At 37.1% G+C, this 22,304-nt stretch carries 17 protein-coding genes; 10 read left to right on the top strand and 7 right to left on the bottom strand.

The annotated features are described in order from the left end of the window. Positions 1 to 11: 11 nt before the first annotated feature. From ABDJ41_RS09165 to ABDJ41_RS09145, 5 genes are all read right to left on the bottom strand, one after another. On the bottom strand, positions 12 to 1,280 hold the full coding sequence (locus tag ABDJ41_RS09165; RefSeq protein ID WP_349785653.1) for a glycoside hydrolase family 71/99 protein: 1,269 nt from the start codon (positions 1,278 to 1,280) through the stop codon (positions 12 to 14). Between the two features lie 41 nt (positions 1,281 to 1,321). Next, positions 1,322 to 3,334 carry a SusD/RagB family nutrient-binding outer membrane lipoprotein gene (locus ABDJ41_RS09160; protein WP_349785652.1) on the bottom strand — a complete coding sequence of 671 codons (2,013 nt, stop codon included), beginning with the start codon at positions 3,332 to 3,334 and terminating at the stop codon, positions 1,322 to 1,324. Positions 3,335 to 3,344: 10 nt separating this feature from the next. Further along, positions 3,345 to 6,641 (bottom strand): SusC/RagA family TonB-linked outer membrane protein, encoded by a 3,297-nt coding sequence (locus ABDJ41_RS09155; RefSeq protein WP_349785651.1) that lies wholly within the window; start codon positions 6,639 to 6,641, stop codon positions 3,345 to 3,347. A gap of 259 nt (positions 6,642 to 6,900) precedes the next feature. Continuing rightward, a complete protein-coding gene (locus ABDJ41_RS09150; protein WP_349785650.1) occupies positions 6,901 to 8,196 on the bottom strand; it encodes an MFS transporter in 1,296 nt (431 codons plus the stop codon). 21 nt (positions 8,197 to 8,217) lie between these two features. Further along, a complete protein-coding gene (locus ABDJ41_RS09145) occupies positions 8,218 to 8,958 on the bottom strand; it encodes a ThuA domain-containing protein (protein WP_349785649.1) in 741 nt (246 codons plus the stop codon). A 278-nt stretch (positions 8,959 to 9,236) separates the two neighbouring features. Here ABDJ41_RS09145 and ABDJ41_RS09140 point away from each other — a divergent pair, with 278 nt between their 5' ends. The 8 genes from ABDJ41_RS09140 (at position 9,237) to ABDJ41_RS09105 (ending at position 19,177) form a co-directional block, all read left to right on the top strand. After that, positions 9,237 to 9,827: a hypothetical protein gene (locus ABDJ41_RS09140; RefSeq protein WP_349785648.1), complete on the top strand. Its 591-nt coding sequence runs from the start codon at positions 9,237 to 9,239 to the stop codon at positions 9,825 to 9,827. 13 nt (positions 9,828 to 9,840) lie between these two features. After that, positions 9,841 to 12,198 (top strand): TonB-dependent receptor, encoded by a 2,358-nt coding sequence (locus ABDJ41_RS09135; protein WP_349785647.1) that lies wholly within the window; start codon positions 9,841 to 9,843, stop codon positions 12,196 to 12,198. Between the two features lie 12 nt (positions 12,199 to 12,210). Continuing rightward, positions 12,211 to 13,032 (top strand): sugar phosphate isomerase/epimerase family protein, encoded by an 822-nt coding sequence (locus ABDJ41_RS09130; RefSeq protein WP_349785645.1) that lies wholly within the window; start codon positions 12,211 to 12,213, stop codon positions 13,030 to 13,032. An 86-nt stretch (positions 13,033 to 13,118) separates the two neighbouring features. Further along, positions 13,119 to 14,549 carry a Gfo/Idh/MocA family oxidoreductase gene (locus tag ABDJ41_RS09125; protein ID WP_349785644.1) on the top strand — a complete coding sequence of 477 codons (1,431 nt, stop codon included), beginning with the start codon at positions 13,119 to 13,121 and terminating at the stop codon, positions 14,547 to 14,549. Between the two features lie 5 nt (positions 14,550 to 14,554). Then, on the top strand, positions 14,555 to 15,931 hold the full coding sequence (locus ABDJ41_RS09120; RefSeq protein ID WP_349785643.1) for a putative oxidoreductase C-terminal domain-containing protein: 1,377 nt from the start codon (positions 14,555 to 14,557) through the stop codon (positions 15,929 to 15,931). Between the two features lie 222 nt (positions 15,932 to 16,153). Then, complete coding sequence (locus ABDJ41_RS09115; protein ID WP_349785642.1) at positions 16,154 to 17,164, top strand: endonuclease/exonuclease/phosphatase family protein; 1,011 nt, start codon at positions 16,154 to 16,156, stop codon at positions 17,162 to 17,164. A gap of 13 nt (positions 17,165 to 17,177) precedes the next feature. Beyond that, the gene (locus ABDJ41_RS09110; protein WP_349785641.1) at positions 17,178 to 18,368 is read left to right on the top strand and encodes a winged helix-turn-helix domain-containing protein; all 1,191 of its coding nucleotides are present in this window, start codon (positions 17,178 to 17,180) and stop codon (positions 18,366 to 18,368) included. Between the two features lie 41 nt (positions 18,369 to 18,409). After that, the gene (locus ABDJ41_RS09105) at positions 18,410 to 19,177 is read left to right on the top strand and encodes a sister chromatid cohesion protein PDS5 (protein ID WP_349785640.1); all 768 of its coding nucleotides are present in this window, start codon (positions 18,410 to 18,412) and stop codon (positions 19,175 to 19,177) included. On the opposite strand, the gene ABDJ41_RS09100 is transcribed toward ABDJ41_RS09105, so the two are convergent. Continuing rightward, positions 19,166 to 20,236, bottom strand: coding sequence for a PCMD domain-containing protein (locus tag ABDJ41_RS09100; protein WP_349785638.1), 1,071 nt, complete (start codon positions 20,234 to 20,236; stop codon positions 19,166 to 19,168). The genes ABDJ41_RS09105 and ABDJ41_RS09100 overlap by 12 nt on opposite strands. 4 nt (positions 20,237 to 20,240) lie before the next feature. Continuing rightward, the gene (locus ABDJ41_RS09095) at positions 20,241 to 20,981 is read right to left on the bottom strand and encodes a hypothetical protein (protein ID WP_349785637.1); all 741 of its coding nucleotides are present in this window, start codon (positions 20,979 to 20,981) and stop codon (positions 20,241 to 20,243) included. A gap of 130 nt (positions 20,982 to 21,111) precedes the next feature. Here ABDJ41_RS09095 and ABDJ41_RS09090 point away from each other — a divergent pair, with 130 nt between their 5' ends. Both ABDJ41_RS09090 and ABDJ41_RS09085 read left to right on the top strand, forming a co-directional pair. Then, the gene (locus ABDJ41_RS09090) at positions 21,112 to 21,753 is read left to right on the top strand and encodes an N-acetylmuramoyl-L-alanine amidase (protein WP_349785636.1); all 642 of its coding nucleotides are present in this window, start codon (positions 21,112 to 21,114) and stop codon (positions 21,751 to 21,753) included. A gap of 72 nt (positions 21,754 to 21,825) precedes the next feature. Further along, positions 21,826 to 22,278, top strand: coding sequence for a hypothetical protein (locus ABDJ41_RS09085; protein ID WP_349785635.1), 453 nt, complete (start codon positions 21,826 to 21,828; stop codon positions 22,276 to 22,278). Positions 22,279 to 22,304: the final 26 nt, after the last annotated feature.

Here is a 22,304-nt window from a genome sequence, read left to right as displayed (position 1 = left end):
TGGTTTAAAGTTTATTGAACTTTAAACTCTTCACGAACGATATCCAGATATTTTGTGCCATATCCTTGTCCATAATCAGCCACCGTTGGCTCTATTTGAGAATCCCAATTCCAATTGTTCATAGATTCAATCAATACCATCCGATTACTTCCTAAGTTCATTTTTGCGACATTACAACGTTCCCTGAAATCATTTTCGTTTTTACGAACTGAGGGAATAGTGTAATCAGGACTGGTGTTATTAATGTATGTAGTGAAAGAAGGAGATACCGAAGGAATAAAGTCAATACCAAAGTTTTTAGATGTATATTCTTTATTCAACTTGTAATTTTCATTGATGAGACGATTTAATAAATACGTTCTATCCCAGCCAGTAACACCACTTCCAACATTACACATATTGTCCATTGATATGGCGTCAGCTTTACCTCGCATAAAGAAATATTCAAAGCGCGCAGATGGCGTCCATTGAGGTTGACGGGCAATAATGTATACATCCTTACCTGTTTGTTCTTTTATAACATTACGTATATCATCATATAATTTCTTACTATCTGAACTATACAATCTGTCTGCACCTAAGAAAACAAGTACAGGGCGACCCTGAAAATGATAATAGGTCTCGTCTTTAAAATAAAGTGAAACCCGTTTCATATAGCTTAGTAATCGCTCAACACGGGTCAGTACTGTTGATATTCCGTTGATGGTGTAAGTTGTTGTAGGGGCATTCTCAATAAGTACATTATTTGATAAACCACCACCAAAATTATTAACGTCAACTGAAATGGCATATTTCAAATCACCCATATTTACAGATGGGAGCAGGAAGTTGTGTTCGGCCAACATATTTACAGTTAACGAATCGTCTCTATTAAGGTTGTTAGGGAACAAGGTATTATTGATCTCTTTAAGCGCAGGACTAATTAAAAAATCAATTTTTGCCATTTTTGCCCATTCAACTATTCTGGCCATATTTTTTGCGCCAGCTTCAGTAGCCTTTAAATCATAACGATCTAATTCGGGTTTTACGTAAGGACCTATTTTTCCATTGCTCACATTGTAGCTTTCGGTAATGCGTGTCCATTTTACCGCATCAGTAACAAGCGGATTGGATGGCTCGTATAGGTAAGCACCAACAGGTATATTTGAAGTAACCGGAACCTTTGGTATTTCGTAATTCAACGGATAATCCTCAATGGATGGCCCTGTATCTTTTTTGCAGGAAGTAGCGGTAGTTATTGCCATTAACCCGACTAACGACATTTTAATATATCTTTTCATCTTGATGATTTATATATAGATAATCTTATTATTCAATTTTATTATGGTATGTAGGTAAGCAGACGCTGTCTGAACTTGTAATCAAAGGCTTTAATTAAGGCCTGGTTATCGTCTGTTTCACCAGTCATACTTTTTGCAGTAGCAACAACTTCTTCATATGTTTTACCATACTTGTTATTGAAGTACTCTACGTTTGGCGTGATTTTTTTATTTCCTCCATACAATTGCTGCGCAAAAATTAAATCAGGATTCAATTTAGCAAAGCCTAGAGTTGTATAAACATTATCGCCCCATCTGTCGCCCCTGTAATAAGGACTGATAGCTTTCAGGTTCTCAATTCCTTTATAGTAAGCCTCCTTGTTTTTACTTTGTTCAACAATCGGGTAAATAAACCGTTCAGTCCAGTAGTTATATTGCGGATTGTATCCTTCAACATCACTGGCAGCACCATTGGCGAAAAAAGGAGGGAAGCGCAATACGCGTGTTCTTCGTTCCAGATTCCAACCCTCCAGACAGTTTAAATAATCAGCAATATACCTTTGCTTATAAATTTGTTCCAGATGATTTTCCTTGCCTCCTTTACCACGGATATTTGCACGGTATAACAGTCTTCTATCTGCAAATCCTTTTCCATCTGTATTCCATTTTATACCATTTTGAGCAAGATAAGTTTCAACTCCTGATTGGCCATATTGTGCAAATGAGGCACGTATACCTGCTTCATAATGCTGTGCAGCTTTTACTTCCGAGCCAAAAAGCATTTCGGCTTCAGCTCTGAGGAAGTAGCTGTCGGCCCAGTTTAATAATATGGTGGATGTATTTTCTTTTAAAAACTCTGTATGTACAAATGAGAAATTATAAGGACTGCTTTTACTACCTAATGGATCGCTGTAGCGATTAGTTGTTCCAGGTATAAACTCCCATTCCCATCCCGCTGCCAAACTGTTGCCCTCTGGAAGCGGTACATAGGGCATCGAATAATCAACTAGAATGTCGTCAATTCTTGATCCGTTTAAGCCATCGGCCTGGTGAGCAGCAAAAGTTGGACATTCAGTGCTTGTACAGAAATTAGCGTGTTTTCTGGTCAGCGTATCCGTGTATAACATTGGTTTTACAGGTATTGGTGACAATACGTTTGCTTTATGGACAAAAGAGCTCAAACGAGGATCGTTGTATGAAAATAAGTATATTCCAAAATATTCTCCCAGGGCAGGGTAAGTTGAATCGTTAAAGGTAGTAGCAGTTTTGATTAATCTGGTGAAATAGTAAGAGGCACTCAAGGCTTCATCCGAACCCCATTGCAGTTTTACCATATCATCTAATGAAGAAATTAATTTAGTTTCATCAACCATTGCTTCCGTAGCATGTGTTCTGGCAAGATCCATAGATAGATTTTGCGCATGAAGGGCAATATTTAAGCGTAATGTATTGGTGAATTTTTGCCATTTTAGTATGTCTGATTTTCCAAAGTTACTACCACCAAAAACAGGGTCACGCGTCAAAATATCACTTGGATACGAGGTTGATACACCGTATAATGCACCAGCATCTTTCAAATCTTTCAATATTTGGGTATATATTTCCAGTTCTGTGTCGTAGGCATATTCCCTCGGACTATGATCACTATCTGCCAAAGCCTTACTCATAGGAATACTTCCATACATCGAAGTCATCATATAGAATACATAAGATTTCCAGGTTTTTACCATGGCCAAACGGTTGGCATAGTCTGGCTTTCCTTCATATTCTTTTTCCATTCTCAACAGGTCCCTGAGAATGCCCACGTAAAATTGATTGAAATAATTATCATCCATTACTTGTGATGGATTGGTAGCAAAACCAACCACGGCATAACGGGAGAAATTCATTAGTTTGTTAAAACTTAAATCCTGGATCAACCTCATGGTACGGGAAACCGTACCAGAAAAAATGTCGTTGACATCTACATTATAGATTTTGTTGTTATTGGTATTGATTTCTTCAAAGTTCTTCTTACAGCTTAAGGAAGCAGTACAAAAAGTAATGATCGTCAATATATAAGCTATTTTTTTCATCGTAGTATTTTTAGAATGATAGTTTAAGGTCAAATCCCCAGGTTGACATTGGTAAGTTGAAGCCACGTTCAAAACCTTGAGCATTGCCCGTTGTTGATGTTGCTTGCGGATCTAATCCTTTAGGTGTATTCTGATATAAAATAGCCAGGTTACGACCTACCAGAGCAACTCTTGCGTTTTTTATTGGCGTTTTTTTGAACCAGGAATTCTTCAGACTGTATCCAATAGTAACTTCTCTTAACTTCATATAAGTTGCATCATAGATATATCTGGCAGCACTTGAAGCATTGTTATGTGTCCAATGGTCCATCGGACTTACCCAAGCCATTGACGGCTTGTCAGCCCAAAAACCTGACGAAGGATCGTAAACGGTATTCCCCAGTTGAACACCTTTTGGACGCCATCCATCTGGATAGGCTACGTAATTTTGCAAGTAATCTGCATTGGCTTTTACTGTATTTCCTGGCTGAAGAAAACCTCTTCTTTCATCACTGTTTTCTCCCAGAATTAATTCAGACACAAGCGCGTCGTACCGACCATCTAATGATTGTACTGTATTGCCATCAATGCCGCCTCTAAATGCAGTGTAAGACCATACTTTTCCACCCGATTGGAAGTCAATCATAAAGCCTAAATCAACCGGACCGATTCTAAATGAGTTTTGCCATCCGCCAAACCAATCAGGTTGGATAGACCCTAGATATTGATCAGGTAAAAACTTAGGTTTTCCATCAGTACCTACATAAATGGCACCATCGCTATTTCTTCTGTAATCATTACCATAAAAAACACCATAGGGCTTACCTACTTCTGCATAAAGCTTGATGTTATCAGCACTGGCCATTTCATATCTGCTAATACCTTCTACCAGTGAAACAACTTTTGATCTGTTTTTAGCCCAATTGAATGTAGTGTTCCAATTGAATAATTTTGTTTTAACCGGATTGACAGTTAAACTCACCTCAATACCTTCATTATGTATTTCACCAGCATTCAAGATCTCTCTGCGGTATCCACTGGCTGATATGGCATCAGCTTCAACAATTTGATTTTTAGTGCTTTTGTTATAATAAGTAACGTCTGTATTCACACGTCCATTCCATAGTCTGATCTCTGTACCAAATTCCCAGGATTGTGTCTGTTCCGGTTTAAGTCTTTTATTTTTTAGTATATCTTCGCCTATGAAGAAGGGAATGCCATTAAATGAACCTGTTTCTCCTCTATAGTATCCGCTGTAAAGACGGTCAAATCCAGTATCATTACCCACCTGAGCAAAAGAGGCACGGAGCTTTAAATGAGAAAGTACTTTCTTATCTATTTTTAAAGCATCTGTTAATACGACACTTGTACCTAGTGAATAATAGAAATACGAAGCATTATCTATAGGTAAAGCACTCGACCACTCGTTACGAGCTGTAGCTTCTAAAAATGCCCAGTTTTTGTATCCTAAATTACCCATCGCAAAAATTGCCTGCTTATTTTTACGCTCTGGCTCTTGTAGCGTACCAATTAGACCCCTGGCATTGGCTACACTAGCCAGATCTGGAGCAATCAGCATTGAAGCTCTGGCAGATACTCTTTCTCCTTTTATATCTTGTACCGAAGCACCAAAGTTTGAATTTAGATTAAAATCTTTATTCAGTTTTTTGTTGAAAGACAATAAGGCGTCAAAGTTATTGTTGGTCATTAAACGACTCCAGTTAAAATATTCGCCATCAATATCAAAGGGAGAGTGGAGATTCGAGAAATCCCATCCTTTAGATTGCTGAATATCTGTGGATGCACGAACCCTGAATCTAAACAAGCTGTTTAGTCTAATGTTTGCTGTAAGGCTGGCATTTAACAGGTTCTTGATATCCTTATTGGAAGTTTCATTTAACAGCCAGAAGGGATTATTAAACCCGTTAAAATTAAATGGCCTTTTGTCGTTTTGTTTCCATGGGACCAATTCTTCATAAGAGGCATCTCTGGGTAAGTTTGCAATGACATACAAAGGATTTCTGTTCGATGCATTACGAAAACCTCTGTTGTCCATATTCTCAAAAGTATACCTGATGTTGGCATCAATATCTAAGTAATTGGTAATCTTGGCAGTGCTTCTAAGAGTAAAGTTGTGCCTGTCAAATAAATTGAAATTCTCTAGAATGTCATTAGCCTTTTGTCCAGTGTAAGAAAACCTGATGCTCATAGCATCTGTCAGTTTGTCGATAGCAAAACTATTGGTGATGGTATTAGAAGTCTTAAACATGCTCTCGATGGTCTGTGGACGAGGTATGTACTGTTTTACTTCTCCGTTTCTACCAACAACATCAAACCCTAGCATGGGCATACCCCATGAACGTTGATCCTGATTACCCATATTAGGATTCCAGATACCGTAAGGAAGATTAGGGTCGAAAGACACGCCGTTTCCGGAATTGCCGTAATAGTTCATCCCTTCTCTTTTAAATTGGTTACCCTGACCGGCACCATATATGTTTTGAAGGGTAGGGAAGTTATAAAGGTTTCCAACCATCACATTAAATCCGTAGTTGATACCCAAACCTTGTTTTCTGCCTGCTTTTTTGGTTGTAATTAATATTGCACCATTTGCAGCATCGGAACCATAAAGCGCAGCAGCATTTGCACCTTTTAAGATTTCAATATTTTCAATTTCATCAGGATTAATACTGTTTACAGGGCTACCAAAATCAAGGTCCCCACTCTCTCCTGAATTGTTCAATACTGGTATCCCATCTATTACAAATAAAGGTTGGTTGTTGCCAGTAAGTGAATTGTTTCCTCTTAATACTACCCTGGTTGAGGCGCCTGGTCCGCCACCGGAGATAATTTGCATACCTGCAGCTTTACCAGAAAGCATATCTAAAAGACTACTTCCTCTTGCTTCCGTCATGGAGGAAACATCAATACTTTGACGGGCATAAGCTAAGGATTTTGCTTCTTGTTTAATGCCCATAGCTGTAACAACTACTTCGGTCAGACTTTTTGAATCTTCTTCCAGGATGATCTTTAACTCAGCATCTGATTTGATATTGATCTGCTGGGTAAGGAAACCAAGGTAGCTGATTCTTAAATTTGAATTAAGAGGGGCACTGATTTTAAATTTTCCATTCTGGTCAGTTAATGTCACTTTTGAATTTGTTGCTCCTATTATATTTACTGAAGCACCTATTATGGGTAGATTGGTCTTGTCCAGGACGGTACCCTTAATATTAATTTGTTTTTCCTGACCATAAGTTACTCCGAATTGAAATGTCAGGAGTAAGGTCAGATAATATATGTGAAATAAGTAATGTTTTCTCATCATACACGGTTTAGGTTAGTGAATTTATTATTTGGTTAATTAATAAGATTATCACATTGGCATGTTTTAATCTTATATAAATTACGCGGTGACCAATTAATAAAACACTAATAAAGGATTAATTTATTGGGTTTAATTTGGTTAAATGCAAGATTAATATTTTATTCTTGATTTATTTTGTCTGACTAAGGTTTCAGCTTAAAAAAGCCTGTTGCTTTCCACAACAGGCTTTCGCACGTTAAGTGTACAACATATCGTAAGACTAGTAATCCTGTACCTTTGATAGGAGAACTGATTCTGAAATTCGCTTAGATTTTGATCTCATGTATATCACCAATCCTGTAAATGCAATAACCAATACTATTGGGATAATTAATGTGACTTGCAACACCTCTGGGCCTGCTAGATTTTTGGCATTCGCAAGTGCTAATGCATCAGCAGAGTTTTCAGGTGCTACTAAGTATTTTTCCAGATTGGCGTCAGCAGGTAAATGTTTTACAATCAGGTTATCATAAAAACCGCCCATGAAAATAGTATAAATGGATACGGCAAACATACCTGCACCACCCACCAGATTTAATCCCAATGCCCCTGATTGAGGTATGTTCTCGGCTATAAAGCCAATCATGGTAGGCCAGAAATAACAAACACCAATACCGAAAATAACAGCCGCTAAGAAAATTGAACTGCCACTGAAAGTACTCAGCATATACAAGCCGGCAGTTGCAAAAATTGCGGAGAAAAGTAATACACCCTGAGGAGCCAGACGCTTGACCACAGGTTCGGCAAAGGCACGGCCAATAACCATAATACCTGTAGTTAAAGTAAGTAGCAAAATGGCATTATCCGTTACATTTTTTAGCAAAAGGCCTATCCACTGACCGGTAAACAATTCGGTAATGGCAGTTCCAAACATGCAAATAAACATAAAAATAAATAGGGGCGAGAGTACTGCTTTGTACATGTCTGCATTTGAGTATCCTGATGATACCCTTTCGGTAACCGGGAATTGTAGTTTTGAAAATAGATACCCGTAAATTACCGTCGGAATTAACATCATAGCAACTTGAATTTTCCATCCCAGTCCGATTTGTACAAAAAGGGTGACCAGGAGTGTCCCGATAACAATACCTCCAGGGAACCACAAATGGAAGTAGTTTAAGCGAGTAGTTTTATTTTCAGGATATAAAGTAGCGACTAATGGATTGCAAGCGGCTTCTACCGTACCATTGGCTATGCCAATGAGTAAAGTAGAAAAAAATAAGGTCCAGTATCCCTGTGCAAAGATGGTTAAGACAATACCTGCCAAATGGAAAATAAAAGCCATAACCAGTAGCCGCTTCATTCCAATAATATCGACAATAAAACCACCTATAACAATGGCTAACGGAAAACCCCAAAATGCGGTAGCAGTTATAGTCCCGAGTTGACTTGCACTTAATTGGAAATCAATCCCCAGCTGGTTCATCATTCCTGCACGTATGCCGAATGAAAGTGAGGTCACTAATAATGCCAGGCAACTAGCCCAGAATAATTTGGTAGTATGAATTTGAGTCATAAGTTTGGTTTTAAATGATGGTTACTTTTTTCTACCCATGGCGTATTTAATCCCACCTAGTAAATGTTCCAGAAATAGCGGTTCCGAAAAGGATTCTTCTGTATGACCAAGGCCTGTATAGAAGGAACGACCACCATCATATTTATGGTACCAGGCTATTGGATGATTGTCGCCCATTTTGTTTTTACCTGCGTCATAGCTTTTCTCATCCATAAAGATCAGAACACTTAAACCTTTTGCTACATTTCTGAAATTATACCACTCGTCTTTTCTTTTCCACTGTTCCGGTAAGTGTTTGGTTGAAATATGTTTGCGGTCTACAACATTTAATGTTGCATTTTGCTGATTTGGGTGGCCTGCAAAATATGCACCTACCAGATTTCCAAACCAGGGCCAGTTGTACTCACAATCTGTGGCACTATGTACTCCTGCAAATCCACCACCAGCTTGTATATATTTTTCAAAAGCAGCTTGCTGCTCATCGTTTAGTACGTCGCCAGTTGTGCTTAAAAATATAACAGCAGCATATTTTTTTAAGTTTTGGAGATTAAAATAAGTTGAATTTGTAGTCGTATCGACATCAAATTTATTTTCAGAACCTAGTTTTTGGATAGCTGCAATACCCTGCTTAATTGAATTGTGATGAAATCCGAGAGTTTTGCTAAACACCAGGACTCTTTGTTTTCTTGCATATGCTGGGGTATAAGCAATAATTACAACAAGGACTATCGACAGAATTGTCAGGTGGATTGTTTTTTTCATACATTAATTAATTTGGTTTTAGCTTCTAATGTATAATCAGGTAATTAAAAAAGCCTTAATAATTAGTTAACAGCTATCGGTTTTTAGTTTTTTCTAGATTTTTAGGAGTCTGATATTATTATTAATCTTTTATTATGTTTTTGTTAAGTAGGAAAATGATTTTAGTATCAAACTAAATCAAATATAAACGATATGAAACCATCATGATTTATTCAAACCACACTTGGGATGGATAAATCTGATAGCTTCATCACAAATGAAAAACAAATTATAAACGGATGAAAAAAACGATTACTACAGTATTGCTGTTAGCAGCATGTTCTTATGCCAATGCCCAGAAGGTTCAGATATTAGATCGTTGCGAATCACTGGATGATAAACAGCATCAGTGGTTCAGTGATGGAAGTCCAACAAAATTAAATTCAGATCACAAGGAAGGAAGCTATTCTATTAGTTCAAACGGTTACAAACCTGAACGACTAAGAAAAATCTATGGCCAATCTTTTGATACCGGTGTAACGCAGGATAATGGTTACATTTCATTTTGGTTTTTTATTGAAAAACCAGAATTACTTAAAGGTAGCGGACAGGTAGCCATATCAAGTGCGGCGAATTCAAATGTTGACGCCTATGGGTATGCTTTTGGTGGTCTTAAAGTAGGCTCTAACAAGCTTGTAGCAGGCTGGAATAACGTAATTATTTCTTTAAAGGAATTTAAAGATGTTAAGGGTGCCCCAAATTTAGCAGCTATTAACTATTTTAGGATCGTTTTGTATAATCTACAGGATGATACAACTATTCAGGAAGTGAAAATAGATAATATTCGATTTAGTTCTGATAAAACTCAATTGGAGATTGCAGCTAAATAACTAATACTTAAAAATGATCAAAAAAATTTATTTGTTGTGTGCTTTGTTACTCATTCAAAATAGCCTGCATGCACAGGATGTAAGTCGGTTAACTGGAACTGTACGTGATAGTAATGGGATTTCTGTTGGTAACGCTACGATTCATATACTCAATACAAATTATAGTATTTCTACCAATTCAAAAGGTGATTTTACATTTGTAAATGTACCTTTTGGAAAGTATAGTATTCAGATTAGTGCTTCTGGCTATGCTTCCTCAATTAAGAATATCATTGTTAACAACAATGTTGCTCTTGTTGATTTAAAACTTGTTGCTTCTAATAAACAATTGGATGAGGTGGTTGTTACTGCTCAAAAAAGTGCTGAAAATATAGCCAATGTGCCGCTTAGCATAACCACAATTTCAGCAAATCAGATTGAGGCATACGGTATCAGAAACATTAGAGATATTCGCACGATTATACCTAACCTGTATGCAGGTAATCCTGGTGATGGCAGAAATGTCGTATCTGTGCGAGGAATGGTAAGTACCTCATATGATCCGGCAATTGCCACTTATGTTGATGGGGTAAACCAATTTGGCCTGGATACTTATATCTCGGATTTACTGGATGTAGATAGGATTGAAGTATTGAGAGGCCCACAGGGTACTTTATATGGTAGAAATGCCATGGGAGGCGTAATTAACATCATCACAAAGCAACCAAACAATACAACATCAGGTTTTGCAGGGATAGATGCAGGTAGTTTTGGACAGCAGCGTTATACACTTGGTTTACGGACTCCGTTGATAAAAGATAAACTGTTTTTTGGAGCGACTGGTATGTATAATGTACAGAGTGGAATTTATGTCAATGAGTTTACAGATGCACGCTTCGATAAGTTTAAGGGAATTATGGGAAGTTACTTCTTAAAGTATCTTGTAAATGATAAGCTATCCATGATTTTAAATGTAAAGCATAATGCGAACAGGAATAATGGAGCCTTTCCTCTGGTAGGTTCAATGGATGCAGCATTTGAAAATCCTTTTAAAGTGAATCAGGATGCAACTACTCAAATGGTTGATAATTTAATTAATGCTTCATTTTCTGTTAATTACTTAACTCATCGGATACATATTTCATCTCAAACTGCATATCAATCGAATTATAGGTATTATAAAACACCTATTGATGGTGATTTTTCGGCCTTGGATATTGTTTCCATAAAAAACAATTTTGGTAAGGACTGGAACAAAGTTCAGGTCTTAAGTCAGGAGTTTAAATTCAGCTCTCCGACTGCTTTAGAAAGCAGGTTTAATTGGACTGCCGGTCTGTATGGTTTTTATCAATATAGTCCAACAAAGCAAGGGACACATTATGGTGAAGATGCTGGCTTATTTGGTAGCCCAATTATTAACTTTACGGACCTTGCGACGCATACTGCTAAAAGTATGGGCGTAGCAACCTATGCTCAATTGGGGTATACCATTACAACTCAACTGAGTGCAACAGCAGGTTTTAGATATGATTATGAGCACAAGAAGCTACATGGCTTTGATGAAATCATTATGGATGGAATGCAGCCTTCAACAACTCCTGATTTTGAAAGCGGATTAAAAAGTTATCATGCCTTTTCTCCCAAAGTAAGTCTGAAGTATCAGCCTCTGGCATACAGTAATTGGTTCGCGAGTTACAATAAAGGGTTCAGGGCTGGCGGTATCAACCAAACGAGTTCTGAATCGCTTCAGTTTGTGACTTATAAGCCAGAAAATAGTAACAGCTTTGAGATTGGAACTAAGAATACCTTTTTTAAGGAACGTTTGAGGGTTAATGCAGCGGTATTTTATACCAGTGTAAACAATGCCCAGGTGCCGACTTTAATCCTTCCTGAAGCGATTACCGTTACTAAAAATGCAGGCAAGCTAAGGAGTAAAGGCGCAGAATTAGAAATTTCGGCTATACCTGTAAAAGGTTTGTCTATAGATTACAACCTAGGCTTTACAGATGCTAAATACACTGACCTGAAATTGGGTAAGGAAGAAGATGTATTAAACCTGGATAATAACAGACAGGTATTTACACCTGATTACACCTCTATGCTTGCCTTACAATATGCATATGACCTTTCTGCTTTAGAAGACATAAAACTTGTTGGAAGGGCTGAGTGGGCTGCAACAGGTAAGCAATATTTTGATCTGGAGAATAAGCTGGAACAAAAGGCTTATGACTTGTTTAATGCCAAATTTGGAATTTCCTTGAAGAAACTAGATTTTTTTGTTTGGGGAAGAAATCTGGGGAATAAAATATACGCAGATTATGCCTACGACTTTGGAGCTACACACTTAGGAACTCCACGGACTTACGGCGTTAGCATTAGTACTAAATTTTAAAAAAATAAACACATGAAAAAAACATTATTTTGTTTGATCCTATGCTCAATATTGGTTCAATCTTCTTTTGCACAACGTTTTGGGAAACTTCTAAAAGAAGCACCTGGAGTAGTTTCCTATACTTTCAGAGATGCTTTTTCTGAAGATGTACCTGGTACATTGGATATGATTAAATCCATGGGGATAACCAACATCGAATTTTCAAGTCTATTTAAGTTAAGCCCTGAAAAGATGCGGGCTTTATTGGATGAACGAGGTATGAAATGCACGACCTATGGTGTAGGTTATGGGGATATCAATAATGCTGAGAATGTAATAAAAACAGCTAAAATATTAGGAGCTGAGTTTGTACGTATACCTTCAATTCCACATAAGAAGGCCATCGACTCAAACATCATAAAAAAAGCGGTTGTTGATTTTAACATTTTTGGTAAAAAACTTAAAGAAGGAGGTTTGGAGTTTTGTTTCCATAATCATGGTCAGGAGTTCGTACCAGGAGGAGACTTCTTTAAAGAAAGTCTATTCGATTATCTTGTTCAAAAGACCGATCCTAGATATGTTTCCTTTGAAATGGATGTGCTTTGGGTGTTGGTACCGGGTTATGATCCGATAGAATACCTGAAAAAATATCCAAAACGCTTTAAACTGATGCATTTAAAAGATCGCCCTAAAGCTGGTGGTGAAAACGTAGCGCTCGGTAGTGGTCAGATTGATATGAAGGAATTACTCAAAGCAGCTAAGAAAACATCAATTAAGTATTTCTATATTGAAGACGAAAGTAAAGGAGTAAAGCAACAGGTTCCTAAAAGTTTGGCTTACTTAAAAAGCATTTAAATTACTGTTGTTGACTAAGAGGAGGTCGTCTCAATCAATATCAGAATGATAGATCAATACCGAATATAAACTTTTTCAAAATTAAAATGAGCACAAAAGACTTTTCGAGAAGACATTTTTTAAAGCAGACAATGATGTTGTCTGCCGCCGCCGCAGTTACCCCGGGTATACTGATGGGGATGAGTAAGGGAGATATAAAATTTGCCAGCGCGAATGAGCGGGTAAATTTGGCTTGTATCGGAATTGGAAATAGAGGAGCTGAAATTATACGTGATTTGTATAGAACAGGACTTGTTAATATTGTTGCATTATGTGATGTAGATATGGGTGCAGCGCATACTGAGGCAATCTTGAAAGAATTTCCAAATGTACCTCGCTTCCAGGATTTCAGGAAGATGTTTGATAAAATGAGTAATCAGATAGATGCGGTTACCGTTGGCGTGCCTGATTTTTCGCATTTCCCGATCACAATGATGGCTATGGGCTTAGGTAAGCATGTTTATGTAGAAAAGCCAATGGCTCGTACTTTTAATGAAGTAGAGCTCATGATGAAAGCCGCAAAGAAATACAATAAGGTGGTTACGCAAATGGGTAACCAAGGTCACTCTGATGCAAATTACTTTCAGTTTAAAGCCTGGAAAGAAGCAGGCATTATTAAAGATGTCACCTCAATAACAGCACATATGAATGCGCCAAGACGTTGGCATTCATGGAATCTCAACATGACCTCTTTACCACTTGCTCAAACAATGCCGGATACACTGGATTGGGATATATGGCAAATGGCAACATCTGGTCATAATTATAACAAGGATTATGTGAATGGACAATGGCGTTGCTGGTTTGACTTAGGTATGGGAGCTCTTGGGGATTGGGGTGCACACATTTTGGATACTGCACACGAGTTTCTGGATTTGGGATTACCAAACCAAATCGTTCCTAAATTGGTAGGACATAACGATTTCTTTTTCCCATTGTGTTCTACAATAGCTTTTAAATTCCCACAGAGAGGAAATATGCCAGCGTTGGACATTAACTGGTATGATGGTGTAAATAACTTACCTCCGATTCCTAAGGGATATGGCGTATCTGGTTTAGACCCGAATATACCACCACCAAGCACAGGGAAAATTGAACCTGCGAAATTGAACCCAGGAAAGATCATATATAGCAAGGATCTTATTTTTAAAGGAGGTTCTCATGGTAGTACACTCTCAATTATTCCTGCAGAAAAAGGAGCTGCTATGGCTGGTTCATTGCCAGAAGTGCCAAAAAGCCCTTCAAACCACTTTAAGAATTTCCTTCAAGCTTGTAAAGGAGAAGAAAAAACACGTTCACCATTTTCAATAGCAGGTCCGCTTAGTCAGGTATTCTGTTTAGGGGTTCTTGCACAGAAATTAAATACAAAGCTTGATTTTGACCGAAAAAACAAAGTAATTACGAATAATAAAGTTGCCAATGCCCTGTTGGTTGGGCCACCACCACGTAAAGGCTGGGAGCAATACTACAAGGTTTAATTAGGATGAAGAATATTTATATTATAATCTCAGTTCTGATTGTTTCAGGCTGTGGAAATTCAAAGAAGTTAAGCCAGAATACTGATGAAAAGATAAAGTTGATTACGTTAGATCCAGGTCATTTTCATGCAGCTTTAGTTCAAAAATCTATGTATCCTGATGTAGACTCAAATGTTTATGTCTATGCGTCTAAAGGAGATGACTTAAACAGTTATTTGGGACTGATAAAAAAATACAATTCAGATCCAGAGAATCCTACAGCATGGAACGAAATTGTTTATACAGAAGATGATTTCCTTGAAAAAATGCTCGCTGAAAAAAAAGGGAATGTGGTTGTTTTAGCGGGTAATAATCTTAAAAAGATCAATTATATCGATCAATCAATAAATGGAGGTTTAAATGTGCTGTCTGACAAACCAATGGCTATTGATAAAACAGGTTTTGAAACTTTAAAAACTGCATTTGAAAAAGCAGCTGATAAGCATCTTCTACTTTATGATATTATGACTGAACGTTATGAGATCACTAGTGTTTTACAAAAGGAATTCTCTCAATTGCCAGAAGTTTTCGGAAGTCTGGAAAGGGGTACTTTAGAGCATCCAGCAGTAACTAAAGAGAGTGTACATCACTTTTATAAGAAGGTATCCGGAAATACGCTGACTCGCCCTTATTGGTTTTTTGATGTTAATGAACAAGGAGAAGGAATAGTAGATGTGACCACCCATTTGGTAGATCTGGTACAGTGGGGATGTTTTCCAGAGCAAATTCTGGATTACAAAAAGGATATCGAAATTACTGCCGCAAAACGTTGGAGTACAGATTTGACCCTGGAACAATTTTCGGACATTACTAAGCTAAATACATTTCCTGCTTCATTAAATAAAGACATAAAGAACAATCTTTTAAAAGTGTATGCCAACGGAGAAATTAATTATGTTTTGAAAGGGGTGCATGTTAAAGTATTGGTGAAATGGAATTACAAGGCGCCTGAAGGAACTTCTGATACCCATTATTCAATAATGAGAGGAACAAAGTCAAACTTGATTATCCGTCAGGCAGAGGAGCAAAAATACAAACCAGAATTGTACATAGAGCCCGTAAATGAGAAGAACCAGGTCTTTAAAAATGCTTTGATATCAAAAGTAAAAGGATTACAGAAGAAATACCCAGGTATTGATATTGTAGATACTGAGAAAGGCTGGCAGGTTGTTATCCCTGGCAAATATAAAGAAGGACATGAAGCCCACTTCGCCCGGGTAACAGAAAATTTCTTAAGCTACATCAAAGCAGGTGCGTTGCCAAAATGGGAAGTGCCTAATATGATTGCTAAATACTTCACTACAACATCAGCATTGGAACTGGCGAGACAAAATCGAGAATAAGCTTTTTTGAATTTAAAATGTGTTGATAATAAAGCCTTAGAGAAAATCTAAGGCTTTATGCATTTAAAAGACAATAATATATTTCTGGTAATTGTGACTCTTGAATGAAAAGGAGTTAAATTAGACCTTAATATTTGTAATTTGGATCCCGAATCATCCTGTAGCCAACTGTAAAAAAGAATTAGATTAATAGATTTTGATCCAAATAAAATCAAACAAAAAATGATACAAAATAGAAGACTTGATATATTGAAAAAATTTGCACTACTGACCCTGTTAGTTACGGGAGCTATGTATAGTAGTGTAGCAAGGGGAACTGTAAATTCCACTGTGCTTAGAACAGCAGAGGTGGTCAGACCTCCTGATGAAGAAAAGGCTTTAAAAACCGAAACTCCTTCAAGTGAAGCACACAAAAGCCTTAATGTAATGACATTTAATATCCTGTGGGATAAAATGACAAAGGGACCAACACAATGGACTTTTCGTAAGCAGGGGATGGTGAATTTAATAAAAAGACATCATCCGGACATCGTTGGTATTCAGGAAGGTTTCATCAGTCAGATGGAATATATTTCATCGGAAATTAAGTACAATTATTTTGGTTGGGGTACTGATGATGGGAAATCAAATCTGGATAATCCAGGGAAGCGCCAGAGCCTGAATCCAATTATGTATGATCAGAAGAGGTTGAAGGTATTGGAAAAAGGTGTTTTTTGGTATGCTGACCAGCCAAATGTACCAGGCATATTCGCTGGTGAGGATAAGCATTTCAGGAATTGTGTATGGGGCAAGTTCAAAGAGCAGGGTAAAAAGGGTAGAACTTTTTATGTATTTAATACCCATTTTTCACTTAAAGATGATATGCGGCAAAAGCAGGTGATAATGTTGAAGTCGAAGATAAAGGAAATTGCAGGCGACGATGCCGAGGTAATTGTAACGGGTGACTTCAATTCTGATTTGATACGTGATAAATCTTTTAGCATGTTGATTGATAAAACAGGAGAAATGACATTGGTGGACAGCAAAAGAATTTGCTCTACTCCAGCATCAGGCCCTTCTTTTTCAGGTTCTGGTTTGATGGTAAACTCCAGAACAAAAGGTACGGAGATTGACCATATTTTTGTTCGTAATATTAAATCTTCTATGGCATATAAGGTGATTGATGACTATGAGGGGGATGTTTATCCTTCAGATCATTTTCCTGTACTGACGGTTTTAAAGTTTGATCGGTAAATTTCCATAACTAATGGAACATATCTCCCTAACGAAAGAACAGGCGCGGAATATTATCATCGATGCTGCCGGGCTAGCCCGGAAAGCACAGTTCGGGGAGGGAATTGAGGCTGTTTATAGAGTGATTGACCACCTTGGTTTTGTACAGTTGGATACGAATTATGTCGTGGAGCGTGCTCATCATCATGTTATGGCTGCACGTGTGCCAGATTATGAAACGAAATGGCTGGCCAATCTTTGTGAAGATGGCCGTATTTATGAGTACTTCATTTCGGATGCAGGTTATCTGCCAATGCAGGATTTCCGCTTTTCATTACCTGTAAAAAAGGCTTTTGAAACTCAAGGTAAACCAAACTTTAAGTCGGAAATCAATTTAATGAAGCAAATTCTGGATCGTATAGAACGGGAAGGACCACTTATGATTGGGGATTTTGAGAATGATCGTTTAGGAGCCAGTTCGGGCTGGTGGGATTGGCGGCCTGCTAAAGTTGCACTTGAAAGGCTTTACCTCAATGGAAGGTTAATGATAAGTCGCACTAAATCCTTCCAAAAAGTATACGACCTACCGCTTAACTTAGTGCCACAGGAAACAGACTTAAGCATGCCTACAGATGAGGAGTATGCACGGTTTGTTATCCTACGTACTATAAGGGCACTTGGAATTGCCAATGTCAAAGAAATAGCCTGGCGCGGTCGTCGTGTGAAAGGCAACCTCATTAAAAAGGAATTGGAAAAAATGGCTCATTGCGGCAAAGTAAAGGTGGTAATGGTCGAAGATCTGAAAGCTGTGTTCTATATGCTCCCAAATCAGGAAATTAATATAAAACTATCAAATGATGTTTTCATTCTTTCTCCCTTCGATATACTGAATGTCTTTCGTCACCGTTTAAAGGATTTCTTCAATTTTGAATATCAGATTGAATGCTTTGTACCTGCGCCGAAACGTGTATATGGTTATTTTTCTCTACCTGTACTCGCAGGAGAAACTTTTATTGCAAGAATGGATGCCAAGGCCGACCGTAAACAAAAGGTATTAATTGTACATAATATTCATTTTGAACCCATGGAACTCGAACAAGTCATTATTGAAAAGTTTAGTCAGGCACTAAAAGAATTCGTTCAGTTCAATCAATGTCAGGATATCATTTTCAAGAAATCGAATAATGAAGGATATTTAAATGTTATCAACAAAAGTTTTTCATAATGACATTGTTAAAGATGATGCCATTAAAATAATATTGTACTATGGGATTTTATGATTTAAGTAAAACGGAACGTTTAAATGTTGTTGCAGAAATCAGTAGTAATATACTGAATGATTTGAAGGCAGCACAATTTGAAAACATAATTACTTATTTTAAAGATGAAGATACCTACATTAGAAAATCTGCCTACCTATCTATTGGGAGAATTTATGGAACTCATGCCAACCTAAGAGCGCGGGTTATTGATATGCTGGAAAAGCTATTTCTGGATGCTGACTTTAAAGTACGTCAAACAGTCATCAATGCGGCTGGAGAAATTGGGAAGTCAGATTTTGATTCTGTAAAAAGTTTTTTTGACCGTGGTCTTTTCGATGAACACCATTCTCCACGTAATGCAGTTATTGGCTCTATAAAGAAGATGGGGGAAGTAAACCCTGTTCCAGTTTTAAACTGGGCAAAACTATACCTGCATCATGAAGATAAAGAGATCCGCAGAGAGATTTGTCATGGTATAGAACTCAGAGGACGTAAGCATCCGAATGATATTTTACCATTATTGCAGGAATTGCAGCATGATAAAACGTCGAGGGTTAGAAAGACCTTAGTTCATGTGATTGGCCAAATTGCTTATAAAAAAGGATGTATAGAAAAAGTCGTTGAGCATCTTAAGTGTTGGGAAAACAAAGAACTTGTTGCTGATGCACTGGAAGAAATTATTGATGTACATGAGCGCTACAAGGACTTTGCTGTATTGACTCAAGAACAAGCCCGTCAGTATATTCTGGATAATTTTAACTCAATAGATTAATGAAAAATTGTTTAGTAATAAGGTGCTATTTACGCCCCCTTCATAATTGATTCCATTTGCACTAGAAGAAAATACAACGCTAATATGTGTTACTGCTTCTGTTGCTGCACCATAGATTCCGTTTAATGGTTTTTGATATGCAGGCGTTTCTGCTGGCAATTGACCATAAATTAAAGGTATTGTAGTCTTTTTATAGCTGGCATCATCACTATTGCCAACCCGCAACCATCCAGTAGCTATTCTTTTTATTGCATTAGGGTCGTTTCTGTTTTCAAGTAAAATGTAAAGGTCTGCTGAATCCAGTTTACTAATTATATTGTTTGATCCATCTTTATAGGGTGTTCCTGCTTTGTAATTATAATCAATGCTAAAAGCTGACGGTTTAGCCTGGAATGGAATTCCGAATTGAGCGGATAAAGAGGGGTTAGAGATATTGAGGATGAACTTTCCAGTAAATAATGTCGCAGCCCCCATTCGTTGTTTGGTTATTTGTGCTATTAATCCTAAATCTTTTGTTACCAGTTGAGCAGCAAAATCGGTTCCAGATATTAATACCGGAGTTGTATTGAAATTGTTTGAACCTGTAGTTGTTACTCCGTCATTTGCGGAAGACCAAATGGTGCTGGCATCCTTTCCTGGTTGTTTATAAGCTTTTCCATTGGGAGTATACCAATCATCAAATCCTGAATTCTCCAATTGTGGATTACTACTCTCCTGACTCACAAAAACAGTATAATTAACCGATGTACCGTCTTCAGCCATTACGGTATAAATAAATGGCTTAGAGAAATCCTGAGCCTCTTTCGGATCAGGTGATATGGAAGCGAATGTGGATAGTGAAATGGAATCTACTGCTAATGCATGAATATTAGCATCATTGGCAACAGTGACATATATCTTAAAAAAATCCTGGTCAATACGTGTATTGCCACTCTGGTTCTCTATTGAAAAAAAGAGGATTTGTTTCAACTTTGATTTACCAAAATAATTTTCTTTAACACATGAAGAAATACATATAATCAGCAGTACTGAGGTGAGTATTTTATGCAGATCTTTCATATAGCTATTTCTTTTTGGTATCAAAAAAATAATAAAAGCCTAATGACAGCCTTAAAAGGTTAATAGAAAGATTGGCGGACACAGATTCCTTTTTGGTATAGGGTTCTCCGTTAATTGTGGTGTTAGACCATTTTGCGTTAATACCTGCTACTTGGGCACCTGTTTCTATACCAAAACCCCGAACGACCTTAATCATAATTCCTGGAACAAATCTTAGTTCAGCCATACGGTCCTTTACAAAAGTTCGTGTTAATACGCCATCTGTGGTTGACTCTTTTAACTGATTGTTGAAGTTGCCACCAAACAAAACTTCGCTAAATAAGTAAAAGCGATTTTTAGACTCCAGGGGGATGTATAGTTTTGTGGTTCCATATATTCCCCAAAATTTAGAAGCCTGGTTAACTTGTGAACGTATATTTTGTGGACTTACGTCAACTCCTTCACGTTGGGAGCTGCCGTAATTAATCAACCCTCCAACAGTCCAGTTATCCTTAATGAAATAGCCACCATCTAGTTTGATGTCAAAAGCGTTGTTTTTACGATCTTCTATGAGTACAATTAATCTATCCTCATTTTCAATTTTACTATTATCAAAACTAAATGTAATACCAGTGTATGCTTTCCCTTTTTTCAAAAAATAATCTGAGGAATTATTCACCTGAGCTTTTGCTGAAGAAAAACTTAAGAAAATAAATAAGCATCCTAAAATATAAACATCAAAAGGATATCTTTTCTGGTTTTTCATAGCGTATGTAAAGGAAGTGATAATCTAAAAATAACAATTAAAAATCATTTTTTAGGTTTATTGTTTGTTGACTTAAATGGTTGATTTCTATATATTTGATTTAAATTTGTTCCTTCTTAAAATAAATCCAATGGTGCGACTAAAGATTTTTTCAACTTCGACAGCTCTCCTTGTCATTGGAATAGTATTCTCTTTTTCTGAACAAGGTTTTGCTCAATCAAGAAAATCACATCAACTGACCACTAGAGATACTGTTGTGATTTTACCAAGGGCTGAATGGAAAGCGCAAGAGGCCAGACCTTATAAACAACATGTACCAATAAAGATCACTGTCCACCATGAAGGAGGCAAGGTCTTAACCACCGCCGATGATGCGAGGCAACGGTTAAAGAATATACAAACCTGGACAATGGGACCTGATCGTAAATGGACAGATATTCCATATCACTTATTGATTGCTCCTGATGGAACTGTTTACCAGGGGAGAAATCCATTAACTGTAGGTGAAACCAATACAGAATATGATCCTACGGGGCATTTACTGATCTGCTTCTTAGGTAATTATAATCAGCAAAAATTAGACGATAAGCTCCTTAAAGTATTGATCAATCTATTGGCAGATCAATGTATTAAATACAATATATCAGCTAAAGACATTTCCACTCATAGGGACCATAGTAAGCAAACCGCTTGTCCTGGAGAAGATATCTATTCTTATTTTAAAAGTGGGTATATCGTAAATGAAGTGAGTAAAGTGGTTAAGAGGGAGTAACTCGATCCGCTTTGGCATTTACGAAAAGAATCATATTTTAGTAATTATTATCTTCTACTAAATTTAACGCTTATGAAATATGAAAAAGTTCAGATAGGATGGGGTATGATCCTCATATTCTCAATAGTCGTCATCTGTTTGACCATTTCTTATTTAATGAAAATTGGAGATAATCCTCTCCCCACTAAGGTTTTCGTCCCAATTATCGCATCCTTTATTCTATTTATTTTAATATTCTACCGCTTAAAGATTAGGGTTGATGATGAAGGCATTCATATCATCTATGGAATTGGGTTAATACATATCAAAATTAATCCTTTAGAAATTATACAGATAAAAATAATTAAGACATCCTTGTCCCAGGGTTTAGGTATTAGGATTACTGAAAAAGGTATGTTATACAATATTCAGGGGAGAGACGCCATAGAAATGACTTATTTTAATGGAAAAAGTAAAACTGTTCTAATTGGAAGTAAGGACACTATTGCCTTAAAGGAATTTATCGAAAAAAAATACTCATTATGAATTTATAGTGATGTAAGTCCTTTATT

Source organism: Pedobacter sp. ASV1-7, from assembly GCF_040203335.1.
Classification (GTDB): Bacteria; Bacteroidota; Bacteroidia; order Sphingobacteriales; family Sphingobacteriaceae; genus Pedobacter.
This window is presented reverse-complemented; position numbering and strand designations above follow the sequence as displayed.